Source organism: Thermostichus sp. MS-CIW-30 (assembly GCF_054058015.1).
Genome location: NZ_JBSRZW010000025.1, coordinates 1 through 12651 on the forward strand (window position 1 = coordinate 1; position 12651 = coordinate 12651).

The 12651-nt window shown below is 50.2% G+C and carries 10 protein-coding genes and 1 CRISPR repeat array; of the genes, 2 read left to right on the plus strand and 8 right to left on the minus strand.

Annotated elements, in window-relative coordinates; all coding sequences use genetic code 11:
• Positions 1-116 precede the first annotated feature (116 nt).
• Positions 117-655: a CRISPR direct-repeat array (repeat unit 36 nt; unit sequence GTGCTCAACGCCTTACGGCAATCAGAGGAAAATCAT).
• A gap of 254 nt (positions 656-909) precedes the next feature.
• From cas2 to cas6, 7 genes are all read right to left on the minus strand, one after another.
• The gene (cas2, locus tag ACVWXW_RS10880) at positions 910-1203 is read right to left on the minus strand and encodes a CRISPR-associated endonuclease Cas2 (protein ID WP_457403825.1); all 294 of its coding nucleotides are present in this window, start codon (positions 1201-1203) and stop codon (positions 910-912) included.
• 3 nt (positions 1204-1206) lie between these two features.
• Positions 1207-2868, minus strand: a complete 1662-nt coding sequence (cas1, locus tag ACVWXW_RS10885; protein WP_457403826.1) for a type I-MYXAN CRISPR-associated endonuclease Cas1 — start codon at positions 2866-2868, stop codon at positions 1207-1209.
• 188 nt (positions 2869-3056) lie between these two features.
• Positions 3057-3656: a type I-MYXAN CRISPR-associated protein Cas5/Cmx5/DevS gene (gene cas5, locus ACVWXW_RS10890; protein WP_457385032.1), complete on the minus strand. Its 600-nt coding sequence runs from the start codon at positions 3654-3656 to the stop codon at positions 3057-3059.
• On the minus strand, positions 3653-4573 hold the full coding sequence (gene cas7i, locus ACVWXW_RS10895) for a type I-B CRISPR-associated protein Cas7/Cst2/DevR (protein WP_457403827.1): 921 nt from the start codon (positions 4571-4573) through the stop codon (positions 3653-3655). Before cas7i ends, cas5 begins: the two co-directional genes overlap by 4 nt.
• Positions 4574-4664: 91 nt before the next feature.
• Complete coding sequence (gene cas8a1 / locus ACVWXW_RS10900; RefSeq protein ID WP_457403828.1) at positions 4665-6224, minus strand: type I-MYXAN CRISPR-associated Cas8a1/Cmx1; 1560 nt, start codon at positions 6222-6224, stop codon at positions 4665-4667.
• On the minus strand, positions 6221-8632 hold the full coding sequence (gene cas3 / locus ACVWXW_RS10905; protein WP_457403829.1) for a CRISPR-associated helicase Cas3': 2412 nt from the start codon (positions 8630-8632) through the stop codon (positions 6221-6223). Before cas3 ends, cas8a1 begins: the two co-directional genes overlap by 4 nt.
• A gap of 13 nt (positions 8633-8645) precedes the next feature.
• Positions 8646-9275: a type I-MYXAN CRISPR-associated protein Cas6/Cmx6 gene (cas6, locus tag ACVWXW_RS10910; protein ID WP_457403854.1), complete on the minus strand. Its 630-nt coding sequence runs from the start codon at positions 9273-9275 to the stop codon at positions 8646-8648.
• Between the two features lie 378 nt (positions 9276-9653).
• On the opposite strand from cas6, the gene ACVWXW_RS10915 reads away from it, so the two are divergent.
• Positions 9654-10214: a formylmethanofuran dehydrogenase subunit E family protein gene (locus ACVWXW_RS10915; RefSeq protein WP_457403830.1), complete on the plus strand. Its 561-nt coding sequence runs from the start codon at positions 9654-9656 to the stop codon at positions 10212-10214.
• Between the two features lie 132 nt (positions 10215-10346).
• Here the strand turns inward: ACVWXW_RS10915 and ACVWXW_RS10920 are convergent, their stop codons facing one another.
• The gene (locus ACVWXW_RS10920; protein ID WP_414328896.1) at positions 10347-11096 is read right to left on the minus strand and encodes a Uma2 family endonuclease; all 750 of its coding nucleotides are present in this window, start codon (positions 11094-11096) and stop codon (positions 10347-10349) included.
• Between the two features lie 166 nt (positions 11097-11262).
• Here ACVWXW_RS10920 and csx2 point away from each other — a divergent pair, with 166 nt between their 5' ends.
• Positions 11263-12597 carry a TIGR02221 family CRISPR-associated protein gene (gene csx2, locus ACVWXW_RS10925; RefSeq protein WP_457403832.1) on the plus strand — a complete coding sequence of 445 codons (1335 nt, stop codon included), beginning with the start codon at positions 11263-11265 and terminating at the stop codon, positions 12595-12597.
• Positions 12598-12651: the final 54 nt, after the last annotated feature.

Consider the following 12651-nt stretch of genomic DNA (forward strand, 5'->3'; position numbering starts at 1 on the left):
CTTCTGCCATTTGTTTTCATCTAAAAAAACCAACTTCATCCTCTTTCCTCTATAAATTATTCTCTCTATCCTAACATAAGATCAACACGACCTAGTACAGCTACCCGATAGATCCCGTGCTCAACGCCTTACGGCAATCAGAGGAAAATCATGTACCCAGTCTTCTGGATACTCGATAATAGACTCTGTGCTCAACGCCTTACGGCAATCAGAGGAAAATCATCGCCGATCCTGGGGAGGGCAAAGTTGACGGTTCAATACGTGCTCAACGCCTTACGGCAATCAGAGGAAAATCATGCAGCTGCTCTGAGCAGAGCTCAAGGATCCCACAGGTGCTCAACGCCTTACGGCAATCAGAGGAAAATCATAACCCATCCCCTGGTCTCGTCTATTGATATTCTGAGTGCTCAACGCCTTACGGCAATCAGAGGAAAATCATAACTGTCCCAAAGCTTCTGTCCCTCCCTGTCTAGTAGTGCTCAACGCCTTACGGCAATCAGAGGAAAATCATACAAGTTTTGACGTTCTTTGCTCATTGGAGCAACCTGTGCTCAACGCCTTACGGCAATCAGAGGAAAATCATCTCTCTAACCCCCCTATAGGGGTAGGGGGATATAGAGTGCTCAACGCCTTACGGCAATCAGAGGAAAATCATGGCGCACCCCAGGATTCTTACTCTGCAAGGCTCGGATGGAGCCTTTGCAAGCATGTACCCTTATTCTATACACCAACTGCCAGCTAGAAGACAGGTCTCCTAACGCACTGGGCCCGGCAAAAGGTTTTCTCGTAAGGGAGCCGGGATTTTGCAAGCAACTCCAGGTGGTCGAAAATCCCTGGAACCCTCTTCCGACAAGACTTTCAGGTCTTTTGGGGGCTAGAGCGTCTTTCACAACGATAGATCCTTGCTTTTTAACAGATCCTGTAGCCATCCTGTCGTTCTGGCCAACTTTCTGGTCGGTTCGAGGCGAGCACCCGCTCCAAGCAGCGGTTGCAGATCCCCACAAGCAAGAGGTCATCCTCTGGTTTTAGAATTTTCTCTAGCTCCCAACGCAGTTTCTCTCGTTCTCGCAATGTTAGCCAGGCACGAAAAATTGAGTACTGAATTCGTTCTCCATATCCCTCCAATAACTTGGACGCTTTCCGCCACCGCTTCTGGCAGCGAATATCGTAGCACACCAAGTAACAAACCTTATGCTCTGCCATAATCTATCTCACAACTAAGTTTCCAAACAAGTCTGCTTCGCCGTTCCACTCTTTTTCCAAAAGACGAACCTCTAGCTCTATTAAACGGCAGTAGGTAAGAGAGTAATGAGTAACTGGGTGCTTCCACTTTTCTCGCTTGCGCTCTTCGTAAATCCGAATCATCTTCTTACGTCCCTCTTCGCTGAGCCAAACTTGTTGGCCTCGTACTGTAAAATCTGCGTCTGGATCCCATTGCCGTCGGTTAACTGAGGCTACGACTGGCATATCTACAAGAGGAACACGGAAGATCTCCATCAAGTCAAGAGCCAGAGGATGCGCTTGGGAGCGAGGCTGGTGATAAAAACCCAGGGCGGGCTCTAATCCAACTGTCAAAATAGCATTCATTACATCTTTAAGCAAAAGGGCATAGCCGAACCCAAGCAAGGCGTTAAAGCGATCCTTGGGAGGTCTTCGATTTCGTCCTGAAAATCGCATTTCCTCAGGTACTGCATCAGACAGCAGATGAGGCAAGGCAGAAAAGTAGAGCGCTGCTAAGTTTCCTTCCAGTCCCAATAGACTTGATAAAGAGTCTGCCTGATCAACTTGCTTGAGCAATCGCTTCATTTGTTCGATAGCTTGTTCTACCTCCGGCGAACGCTGGGATCCCAAGCGCATTAAGAACTTGCGCTGGCTCTGGCCTCGACACCTCACCAACTTTCGGGCTAGTCTCAGGCACATTTCAGGATTGCTCAGGGCCTGATACTGTCGAATGCGGCGCTGGATGCTCCCATATCGGGGATCCAGGCTGCCGACATAGCGTCCACCTCCCGAAATTAAGTGAATTCCAATGTATTGTTCGGCGCAGAAATGAATGGCTTGAGTTGAAATTTGAGAGAAACCATGCAGCACAATTTGTCCAGTTTGCTGAGCGGAGATAAACTCTTCGCTTTGGTTTCGGTAGGTAACTTTGAGACGGGATCCACTGCGCCCTACCCGTGCCCCTGGCTCTAGAATGTGGACACATTGCCGTTCGTCATCTTCCGGGAACAGGCGAATAGGTTGCCATTCTCTGTCATGAGCTAGCCGTGCTTCTTCGGGCAAACACACGGGAGCTAAGGAGCAACCCGCACACAGCCGCTCATTGTCGGTAATTGGGGGCCGCAGAGGAGATTGGCGCAGCAGCCTCGCTTGTTCAATTGCCTGACGTACAGCTTGGCGCCCAGCATCATCAAGGGGTACGTGTACGAGCACATTATCTGCGTGGTACCGAATTCGTCCTTCGGGAATTGGGATCCCCAAAGCTGTTTCCACGAGATAGGCGTAGGCCAAAATCTGCAACCGGTCACTCTCCCAGGCTTGAGGCTGGTTGTCCAGATCCCGTGCTGACCGACCCCTTTTATGCTCGTAGGGAATGATCTGTCCATCGCGAGTGCGCAAAGCATCCACTCTTCCCCGCAAGCCCAGTTCTTCGCTTTCTAGAAATAGATCCTCCCACTCCTCTCCCTCTTGCTTTTCCAGCTCTGTGTGTAACCGCCGACCGGCAAAAATAGCTGCGTTTTCCGTATAGAGCTCCTCGACCTCCTCTAGATAAAATAGTCGTGGGCAGTAGGCCAATGCGTGCAGTGCTGAAACACGAATCAAATCTGAATCTATCTGTGCGGGGAAATCGATTAGTGATGCCGGCATAATCTGATACTCCGAAATATGAAAATATAGAGTTCTTCAGCAATCTTAGAACAGCTTTCTCTTTGAGCAGAGACAAAACTCAGGCTCCACGCAAGATCTTCTCCTGGCAGGGTTAATAGGCTGTTCGGAAATAAGCCTTCGACCTAAGGTTGATAAGTCTAGAACCAACAGCTTGGAATTCTCACGGCTTAGTTTGGGCAAATTTCCGTCCAGGCTAACTCCGGCACATCATCACCTTCAAGAGTTCGGAGTGAGTATCTTCGCCAGCGAGTATCCCGCGATCCCACGTGATCAACCCAATACGGCAAGGTCAGGATCCCATCCTCATCTTGAATTAGCCATCTTCCCCCTGAAGGGACTTTCTGAATTGGTCTTACCGAGTTAACTAAGTCACGACTCTCTCCTAGGCTTAGTCCCCCAGATCGGTCAATTAATTCAGGATTTTCAAAGGCTCTTTCCAAGTCATGAGCAAGGGATCCATTGACCAAAACTGCGATTTGCACATCGGTCAGCAATTGTTGGTAGTCAGGACGGGCATTGTTTGGATGCTGAATATCTTTTGTCTTAAAACGACGAAGGGTACGGATCACTGTAGAAAGCTGGGGTTGGCTCAGGAGAGCAATTGCCAGTTGGGATCCGCAATATCGATGCCGATCCCATTCTCCCAGCAGGGAAAGCAACATTCCATAAACAGTAGCCGGTGGCGGCACCGGATAAGTTTCGGCAAACTCCCTGGCCCAAGATTGACGAAAACAGGCGATAGGCACCTCAACGTGGAGCCGAATCATGCTGCCTCCTCACAAGAAATTTGCTGCCTAATCAAGCTGATAAGTTGATTAACTGTTGACTTAATGCCTGGACTTACATGAGCACCCAACTGGGCTAGCTTCTCCCCGTCCTCAGTTTCGGCAGCAGCTCCTGCCAGCCATAGCTCTTGAGGAGCTATATCCCCCACTTGCACTCGACGCACTAAGTCCGGCATGCTGATTTCTCCATCAGAGTTTTCTTCAAAACAGTAGAGCAGGCGTGGCGAAAAGTCGTGTGTCCAGCGCAGGACTATGCTATCCGGTGAAAAGTCATAGAGAAAGCGAGAGTGATTGCCAGCTACTTCCCCCAACGAAACCAGTCCGTTTAACACTTCGATTACTCGGTCTTGCCGGTGGAGCCGAGCAGGAGTCATTGCAAAGCCGTACTGATAGCGAGTAGCATGAACCTCCGTTCCGTAGAGAGAAGTGGATCCCTTCTGGCCACTTTTCGCGTTGAAGGTTACATCTCCGCTGTAGGGTCGAGTAGAAACTGCCCGAGTTACTTCCAAAACACCTCGCCGAGCAGTGGTAGTGCCCTTTGGTAACTTCTCTCCCTTCTTCCTGGATGAGTTTTCGTCTGAGGCATCTACTTTAGCCCCTTCCGCACGCATAAAGCCTAGGACATCATCATCGATATACCGCTCGGGATCAAAGTTAGGCGCTTGCCACTCGTTGTCGTTGGTTTGATCATTCCAACGTCGGTTAACTTCGCAGCCATTCCCTGAGACCTGCCAATAGTAACGCAGGGCCCAACGGATTGCTTCAGCAGAGACGGTAGTGTGCACCTCATTTTTCCAGAGGATCTTTTGCAGGGTAGTGATGTTGCCTTCATTCTCACCGCGGTTGTTGGCAGCGGTGCCGTAGCTGGTCAAGATGTTGCCAAACAGGTGCAAAGTCATAATCTTCCTCCAAGCTAATTCTTCAAACTGAACTGTTAAGTCGTTGCTGCATCAACTTTTTACTTGACTTTCTGGCTCTTGCTTTACACTTTCAGTCCTCCTCTAGCTCGGCAAGTACAATCAAGTCAACATCATCCTCGTCAAGCTCATCCTGAAGTTCTTCCTGTCGCTCCTTGCCTTTGTAGCTGGCCAACGCTAGAAGAGCTAAGTCTCGCGCTTTTTTCCATTCCTTGGGATCCATAACTAAACCCATCAAGTCATCCCAATGCTCTTGCAGTGTCGGTATTCTTCCAGCCCGCGCCCAAAAGCTAGTAATAAACTCGCGGAAGCTTTCCGCGTTTTTGCATCGAGTCAGACCAGTGCGAATACGTATATTTTCTCTGTCGAAGTTAGTAAACTCTCCCCTATCCTGGGTTTTCTGAGATAACCGACCATAGGTAAAGCGAATGGCTTCATGACAAGCCTGAACAAACCAGCGCTCTCTGTCATCCATTTCTGTTTTCATGACCATTTCGTTTAGACCTCCGCGCTCGTAACATAGCTGCTTAAACTGCTCGTTGCTATTAACCTGCTCTGCAAATCCGGCATACCAAGAGTAACCCCTTGCCAGATTTTCAGCAATCATCTCACGAGTAAAACTTGTTGCAATGAAACTGCCTTCCTCTGCTTTTGCCTTGACGACAACTCGATCTGGTAACACTGCTTTGCAGATCTGGTAGTTTTTACAGACGCGATATTCTGCTTCTACAGTAAGTAGATCTGTGCGAGATTTTTGTTGGCTCGACCACGGAACAACACCTAGAGTTAGAACCTGACATCGTTTTACCTTAAATTCCCTAGCAGATTCTGCAATCCCTTGGTACGTCAAAAACCTAAGCCCAGCATCTCCCAAACTCGAAGCATGAAAATCCTGGTAGGCTGCATAACGAAGCTGGGGATCTTGCCGGTAGCTTGCATAGACCTCCATATCGGTAATCTCGGGAACTACCAGGGCATATTGAGCTTTCTGATCTCGCAGCCGCGAGCGAAGTATGTAGTAGCAGCAAGAAACAGGAGCGTAGAGAAGTATAAAGGCCATCTCTGGAGATTCTTCAAAGCTTGTATCCGAGGGAAATGCATTGTGGCGAACAACTGCACCAGGATTAAGCCAGCCAGCAATGCTAATTGGCTGCTTAAGCCAATTACCGTTTTTATCACATAGATTTTTGGCAAATTCCTGATGGACGTAGCTTTCTAAAGCTTTATACTTGATAATGACAGGCGGATGATCCTCATCAATCTCTAAAGATTGAGTTTGCTCGCCAATAACTTTACGGGTTTTGGCATGTTGTAGAAATGTTCCCAGGATTCCTTGATGGATGACTACCTGGGAGTCTTTTCGCATCGACTTACTGTCGATCCCTCGCAGTGCGATTAACCCATTGTCAAGCTGGAAGGACTCTTTGAGCAACCAATCAATCACTTCAAAGTCATTCCCTTCCCAGAACAGTTGAACTTGTCGTGGCGTCAACTCCCAACTTAGTGACCCTGGGCGCTTTTCTGGTGGAATTTCCTGCTCTAGCTGCTTGAGGGTCATCCATAGTCCGGCTAAGCCCGCTCGATGTAGCAGGGTTAATCCGGGGTGTCCCAGATGCAACTTTAATTCGGTCATGGCGTACCAAATTCCTCGCTGTAGTTGATATATCCAGGCTCTGTGACGAAGTAGAATCCGCGTCGCCTCCAGTTCCACCACTCCGTCTTTTTATCTGGGATCCGAATTGGAATTGACCAGGCTTGAGCTTCTTGTAGAAAAGCTTGCATTCTCGATAGCTTTTGGCCCTTATCTAGAGCTTTCTTCTGTCTGACTTCAGCAGCCTTCCAAATAGCGTCTTGATCTTCTGCCAGAAGCACTGTTATCGTGTAGCCGGCCTCTCGCAGGGAACTTGGATAAGTGCACCAGTTTTGATCAAGCCATGCTGACTTCACCCTGGCAGGCTCTTCCCGGCTGAGCTGAGAGATGATATCAGCCAGGTCTCGCTGGGAAATATACTCAAGTTCTCTAAGCTGTTCAAGCAGCTGCCGGCCAGTTTCTAATTCTGCTGCGCCATAGGGGAGGTGTTCGTTCCATTCGTAGAAAAGAGCTACACGGGATCCCTCCTGCTCGCTTTTCATTCTTCGATTGAGGCGACCTAGTCGCTGAATTAAAGATGTCGCTGGAGCCATAGCAGAGATAAGCAAGTCTGCACTTAAATCTAAGGACATTTCACAAACCTGTGTAGTAACAGCGAGAACAGGCCCTGGTTGACCAAAAGCGTTAATAATCTGCTCATGCTTTCTAAGTCTATCTTTATAACGAAATCGACTGTGATAAATTAAAACTTTGGCTTCAATGTCTTTTAGCTTCTTCTGAGCCTCTCGATAAATGTTAATGCAACTGGCAACTGAATTGGTTACCCACAATACCTTTTGGTTCTCTTGAACTGCTTTAGTAACTTCCGACCAAATGGATTCGGAATTGATGGGATCCTCCTTTGGTTGAATTTCTCGTATTTGATAGCGCTTCAGCTCTTCTAGCTCTTGAGGCCCTTCAATGGGATCCCCAATAGGTTCACCCAACTCACTCATCACCCGTTTAATCGCCTCAAGTCGCCCTGGGGTGAAGCTGGCGCTCATCAGTAGGATAGGTGCGCCTCGAAAAGCCTGTAAAAATCTCAGCAAAGAGCCAAACAACTGATTGTCATAGGCATGTACCTCGTCAAAAACGAAGGCAGATTGAACTAGAGCTGGCCAAGAAAATAGTGGTCTTCTATTGTTCTGGATTAACCCTAAAATAGAGTCTACAGTGCAGATAACCAGTTTCTTTCTCCATACTTGCAACGCTGCCAAACGAAACGAAGCACCCTCATCCTCTTCGCCTTCGCCGGTCAATAAAAGTTCTCGATCCAAATCTGCTCGTGAGTGCATCAGTGCCTTTTCTATTGGGGATCCCTCGGCGTAGTCCAAGTAGCCCTGAGTAGCCGTTCCGGTGGTCGGATAGCCAAAAAACAGTCGCCTTCCCGATGCCCACTTTTTCGCCCAAGCGTAGGCTCCCAAGGTCTTGCCTGTACCACAGCCTGCCTTGACCAGTGTTACTCGATGAGTGGCAGCAGCCATTTGCTCTTGGAAGGGACGCAGGGAGTTTTTTCCTAGTTTCTGGGTAATCAGTTGCTCTAATTCACTTTCTTGGAGAGCTAAACTCAAGGTATTAGAAACCCAGCTTTGCAAGTTTTCTCCCTCCACTGGCAAGACCGATCCTGCTAAATCTGCAGCAATTACTGTTGCCTTAGCAGCCGCTATTAATATCTGTCTCTCAAAGCTAAAATTTTGAGCAAAGTCTCGAAACTGATCTACCAATGCACGCAAGTGCTGTTCCAGTTGGTCTCTTTCCCAACTTGCTGAGGGTACACTTGGAATCTCTGATGGTAGCCCTAGTCTCTGCGATCCGAGCCTCAACACAGATTGAAAGTCTGGATGGCCAGTATAAACGTAAATCTCAGATCCTGAGCCATCAGACAACTCCGTAATTTTGTGAGATTCTTTGCCCTGAGAATTCACTCCCGCTTTGAGGTGATGTCCAATTGCTGTCCAGGCAGCTAAGAGGAGCTCCTCTTCAGTAAATGCTTTCTGTAGCCACTCTCGAAATGCACTGACCTGTAAAGCAAGTATGCCACTTAAAAACTCGTGTCGGATAAGTTGCCTTCTGTTATGACTTCCCCAACTCTTTTCAAGCTCTGCTTTCGAGTTAGTGTCTAGGATCGATGACTTGAGATAAACCATCTCCTGGAAATGTTGATTGGCTTTACCCCAGTCGTGCAGATAAGCTCCTAATTTGACAACAGCTCCCAAACGATTTGAGTCACTTAACCCTAACTGCTTGCAAATAGTCTGTCCTAGACGATCTGAGAAGACTTCAGCCGCTGACAAGACAGCCGCAACATGGCCTGCAAGTTTAGCAGCGCCCCTTGCCTGAGCATACTCTTCTTTAGATTGGTAGCTGGGATCCCATTTTCCCAGCGATTTTGCTAGCAAAAACTTAAACATTGTAGAGTCATCCTCACCTGCACGGCAAAAAGAATCCACAACCCATGCGCCGCCGGCCACCTAGCCCTACCTGCTGGAGGCGAATTGAGTCTTCTTCCTGTAGGTTCTCTACTAAGGTTGAGAAACCTACAATCGTATGCCCTTTAATTCTCAAGGTCTTGCGCAAGGGTTTCCCAGTTTTATCTTGCAGTACTGATACCCGGCCTGAGATATTAAGCTTCTCTAACTGGTCTTGGGCAGCTTGCACAAATGGATCTGGCTCGGTGTAGCCCTTGATTGTAACAATTCGGGCTTTTAGGGAAGTGCTTGGTTTGAGAGTAAAAATCCTGGGGATTCCTAGCTGTACTTCGTGAGATCCAATCTTCAATTGCTTGCCGGCTAGCTTGTACACCTCCGGCACTGCTTCCATGGGCAGCCGAATTCTAATGTGGGAGTGCGGAGTCAGTAAGATTTTGCCTCGTCTGTCTCCAATTCCCGCTGTTGTCAAAATCCCGATGTGAGGGTTTCGGTGCAGTGTTGGTACTTGGTGGCATAGCGCCGCGAGTAGAGCGTACCCGTGATCTGCTGGGAGGGTAGTTCCTCGCACGGGCAGGCATAGGTCCACTACGGGAGCTTCGTAAGGGACATGTGTTGGGTTTGCCATTGAAGCTTCAGCAGTCATTGAGTGGCTCATCACACAGCTGCCACCTGAAACATATGTAAGAAATGCTAGTGAACACAGCCCGCTTCTGTCAAGCAGCGCGCGGCGCCCCAGGGCGATCAGTGGAAAGGGCAGTCAGGGGTGCTAAGGCCTGCTGCCAGCAGCAAGGCACTTTCGACCACAGCAGCCACGTGAAAGTGCTCAACGCCCAGGGGCTTACCTCTGACAATACCATTGGTCTTAGCCCTCTTCAGCCAGGAGGTGATTTTCGGAAGAGTTCCCAGAAGAGGGCTGGATCCCCTACCCCCGCATAGGCAACCTCGAAGGGTAGAGCTTAGGATGGCTTGACCCATCTCCTCTTTATCAGCTCTCTCGCTGCCTATGAACCTGTCATCCATTGCCAAGCCACAGCAGCTTTCTCTTTTGCTGATTGCACTTCAGCTAACTCTGGGAGCGCCGGCGACAGCTCATCCGGTCACCAGTTCTGCAACGGACTCGACGGCGGCGGCCATTCAGCGAGTAACGGAAATTCATGGCGGAGCTGGGCCTTGGGCCGTGGTCGGCTATCGCATGGGGATGCGCGCTCTGCAGGAGCTGGGCTTGATGAGTCCAACTCCCCACACTTCTAGGAACCGTTTTCTGGTGGAGGTCATTCACGAGTCGCCGGCAGAGATCCCGTTCGTGTGCATTGTGGATGGCTTGCATGCTGCAACAGGGGCCAGTTTGGGCAAGTTGAACTTGAAGCTGGTGGAGGTCGAATCTCTTGAAAAAATGCGCAGCGTGGTCATCCACCGAGAGACCGGCAAGCGGGTGGAGTTTCAAGTTTTGCCCGAGTTTATTGACAAATACCGGAACTTGCCCCCGGAACAACTGGCGACTGCAGGGCAGGAAGTTCTTCAACTAGCCGATGAGAAGCTTTTCCGTCTCGCCATTAGCCCATAGCAGGGAATATCGCTGCCGGATCCCTTCGGCATTCCTGAGCCAATCAGCTCCAGACCCGAGCGGGTGGCCACCTCTGCCGGATGCTCTCTTTCTGGAACTAACTCTGATTATCGTGGGCTCGCTAGGTACCCCCTAAGGGATCCGGGCTTGAGCGAATACATCTTGAGGGATCACCTTTAGACCCGGCAGGAAATCATCTTGAATGGCTTGGGATCCCGTAAAGGTGCGCGGCGGGGCATCGGGATAGAAGACCGTGATGCTCTTGGCTTGGGGATCCACAACCCAAACCCTGGGGATCCCAGCTTCTAGATAATCGGTTGCCTTCTGGGCTATGGCTCCAAAACTCTGGCCAGGAGAAAGGATCTCGATCACCAACTCGGGAATGGCAAAACAAGGTTCATCGGTCATGGCCTCAACCGGCAACCGCTCGTTAGAGATGTAAGTAACATCAGGAACTGGGATCCAGGGCTCTGCCTTTCGTGTTAAAACAACTGCCCACTCAGTATGTGCTGACCCAGGCTTAGGACACTCAGGGCTAGAGCACCAGTCCTCCAAAATTTGCCACAACACCGGTTGGAGACGAGCATGGAAGCGCTTTGGCGACATGGGTTCGTTTTTGGAGACGGCCCGCCCATCGACTAGCTCATAGACAATATCCCCCTCCGGCAAGGCCAGAAACTGTTCGGGAGTTAGCTTTTGACCTGAAATGGACAACTCTGGAGTCGATAGCATCACAGGATCCCCGTTGTTTAGGATGGCCGAATCTCTGTCTAGGCTAGCTCTGACATCCCCCACCTTCACCGTTTTGAAACAGTTGTCGAGCAGGGATCCAAATCCAGCGGCAAGATGGCTCCACTCAATTTTGGGGGTAGAGATCCCCATCTTTCTGGCACCGGCTGAGCAGAGGATGCCACTTTTCGGGAGAGGATAGAGCAACATTCAACCCAGAACCCTCTCCAGGCAACTTGAGAAGGGGGGGCTTCCAAGCTGCAGTAGCTTGAAGATGCCCGTGCTTCAATGCTTGAAAGCCGTCATCGAGAGGATCCCTATGGCTAATACCCTTTTGACCACTCTAGGCACCAGCCCCTACAGCGAGACGGTGTATGTTTTTGGGGAGCGGAAAGCCGATAGAACCCGTTATGTTGCCAAAGCCCTCTGTCAGCTCTTTGACATCGAGAGGGTGATTGTGCTGCTAACCCAAGAAGCACATGACACCCATTGGAAGCATCTACAGGACTGCCTACCCCCCCACGTGGAGAAAATTGCCAAGGCCATTCCTGAAGGGAAAACCGAGGCAGAGACCTGGGAGATCTTCGATGTGCTGGTCGATAGCATCAAGCCCCATACGCGGCTGGTTTTCGATATCACCCACGCCTTTCGCTCCATCCCCCTACTGGTGCTCTTGGGAGCTGCCCTTTTGCGCAAGGCCAAAAATGTAGAGATTCAGGGTCTCTACTATGGTCTGTACCGCTCTGGCCAAGCGGAAACCCCCATTATCGATCTCACCCCCGCCCTTCGTCTTTTGGATTGGCTGACAGCTACCGACAAATTCATCAGCACCGGCTCGGCCTTGGAGTTGGGCCAACTTTTGGATACAGTTCAACGGGACTTTTACCGCCAACCAAAGCTCGGCAAAAGGGATCCCAAGCCCATCCGGCTGCAGAACTTTGGCCAAGCCATCCGCAATATCTCTCGTTCCCTGGAGCTGGTAAGACCGGTCAGCCTTTTGGAGGATGACTTGCTTAGGTTGCAAAGGCACTCCACCCAGGAGTTGGCAGAAGAGGTGGGCCAATTTGCCAAGCCTTTTGGTCTGCTGCTGCGAAGCATTCAGGATAGCTACAGCCAACTGGCTTTGCCAGCAGACAGAGCTACGGATGCCAAGGCTCAAGTTCAAAAGCAATTTCAACTGCTGCGCTGGTATGTGGAGAAACGCTTCACCACGCAGGCAATTCTCTTAGCTCGGGAGTGGGTGATCTCGGCCCTCTGCTTGTGTGAGGGGCTGCCCAACTACCGCCAGCGGGAAGCGCGGCAGGAGATCGAACACCAACTGGGATCCCTCATTCCGCGGAAAGACCAGCCCCTTGGAGATCCCCCTGCGACTGGCGAATCGGGCCGATCCCTCATCCCACGGGAAGACCAGCCCCAGGCGCTTCCTCCTATTACCACCCATGTGCCCGACGCCAAGCAGCTTGCCGATCTCTGGTCTCGCCTCAGCCAGTACCGCAACGATGTTGCCCATGTGCAGATGAATCTAGACCCTTTGAACAGCGAAGCTCTAGAAAGCTTTGTTTTGCAAGACCTGCTGCCTGGCCTGGAAGAGCTGTTTCCCAAATTGACCTGGGCAGAAGGGAAGTTGGAAGGGGATCTTTCCACTTCTCCGTAGGCTAAAGACATCGGTTCGCCCTCAGGTTCTGGGTTTTTGGTCAAACAACGGCTA

Excerpts from the sequence above, each read along its gene's own strand:
- cas2 (WP_457403825.1), bottom strand. The coding sequence starts at position 1,203 with ATGGCAGAGCATAAGGTTTGTTACTTGGTGTGCTACGATATTCGCTGC.
- cas1 (WP_457403826.1), bottom strand. The coding sequence starts at position 2,868 with ATGCCGGCATCACTAATCGATTTCCCCGCACAGATAGATTCAGATTTG.
- cas5 (WP_457385032.1), bottom strand. The coding sequence starts at position 3,656 with ATGATTCGGCTCCACGTTGAGGTGCCTATCGCCTGTTTTCGTCAATCT.
- cas7i (WP_457403827.1), bottom strand. The coding sequence starts at position 4,573 with ATGACTTTGCACCTGTTTGGCAACATCTTGACCAGCTACGGCACCGCT.
- cas8a1 (WP_457403828.1), bottom strand. The coding sequence starts at position 6,224 with ATGACCGAATTAAAGTTGCATCTGGGACACCCCGGATTAACCCTGCTA.
- cas3 (WP_457403829.1), bottom strand. The coding sequence starts at position 8,632 with ATGTTTAAGTTTTTGCTAGCAAAATCGCTGGGAAAATGGGATCCCAGC.
- cas6 (WP_457403854.1), bottom strand. The coding sequence starts at position 9,275 with ATGGCAAACCCAACACATGTCCCTTACGAAGCTCCCGTAGTGGACCTA.
- ACVWXW_RS10915 (WP_457403830.1), top strand. The coding sequence starts at position 9,654 with ATGAACCTGTCATCCATTGCCAAGCCACAGCAGCTTTCTCTTTTGCTG.
- ACVWXW_RS10920 (WP_414328896.1), bottom strand. The coding sequence starts at position 11,096 with ATGGGGATCTCTACCCCCAAAATTGAGTGGAGCCATCTTGCCGCTGGA.
- csx2 (WP_457403832.1), top strand. The coding sequence starts at position 11,263 with ATGGCTAATACCCTTTTGACCACTCTAGGCACCAGCCCCTACAGCGAG.